This window comes from Siminovitchia jepli, assembly GCF_047228825.1.
In the GTDB taxonomy this organism is placed as follows: Bacteria; Bacillota; Bacilli; order Bacillales; family Bacillaceae_C; genus Siminovitchia.
The window spans coordinates 1-1,044 of the sequence record NZ_JBFEGN010000208.1 but is presented as its reverse complement, the minus strand read 5'-3'; the positions used below and the strand labels follow the sequence as shown (position 1 = coordinate 1,044).

Here is a 1,044-nt window from a genome sequence, read left to right as displayed (position 1 = left end):
TTATGCCTTTTATCTTTCGTTTTAAAGTAGTAATCTATTTTTGAAGGAGCCTGTATACACTACAAATCACGGGGAGGTGAGTAAGTGCATGGTTTCACTACATGACCTCGCATTTTTATATGTGTAGCTTGGCTTTTCAAGAACAACTAACTGTGACATAGAGCACGTAAACTTATCTTTGCATAAGCGTCTCGTTTATAAAGAGCCTTGCAGTCAATGTACAGTTCTTCTTCAATCAAATAGATAGGAGGTACCTACCATGCTAAAAATAGTTTATCCGAATTGCTGCGGAATTGACGTTCACAAGACCTTTGTTGTTGCTGTCATCGCAATTACGGATGATCAAGGGATTACCCAATACTATCGCCGTCGGTTTTCCACCTTCACCAATCAATTGAAAGAACTAAAAAAGTGGCTGGATTACTATTCCTGCTTTCACGTTTGTATGGAATCTACCGGTAAATACTGGATCCCTGTCTACAATATCCTCGAATCAGACCATGACATTTGCTTGGCCCACCCAAAATATGTCAAGGCGATTCGTGGGAAAAAAACAGATAAAAAGGACGCCCAATGGATTGCCGATTTATACAAACACGATCTAGTTGCTGGAAGTTTTATTCCGCCAGCGAAAATACGTCAACTACGTGATCTTTTTCGTTATTACAATAAGCTAACCTCTATTCAAACGAGTGAAAAGAATCGGTTTCAAAATTCGTTGACTTGGTCAAATATCCAAATTGCTAGTGTTGTTTCCGATGTTTTCGGAAAAAGCGCTCAAAAGATTATCAAGAGCGTCCTAGATGACCCAAGTCAGATGCCAGATATCGAAACCCTTGTTCACAAAAGTATGATCCAAAAAGTTGACCGTTTGAAACTTTCTATAGAAGGTGAAATTAGTGACGAACAAGCTGAGAAAATCCGTGTAATCAAAGCCCATTATGATGCCATTGTTCTTTGTAAAAATGATCTAGAACAGCTTATTAAAGAACTGGCGCAAGAATATCAATCCCAAATCAAATTGATTCAGACGGTTCCCGGATT

General features: G+C 38.7%; 1 protein-coding gene. It reads left to right on the top strand.

Annotation, left to right across the window (positions count from 1 at the left end; genetic code table 11):
* Positions 1–259 precede the first annotated feature (259 nt).
* Positions 260–1,044: IS110 family RNA-guided transposase (locus tag AB1L08_RS22420; protein ID WP_413066782.1), on the top strand; the 785-nt coding region annotated here is incomplete at its 3' end.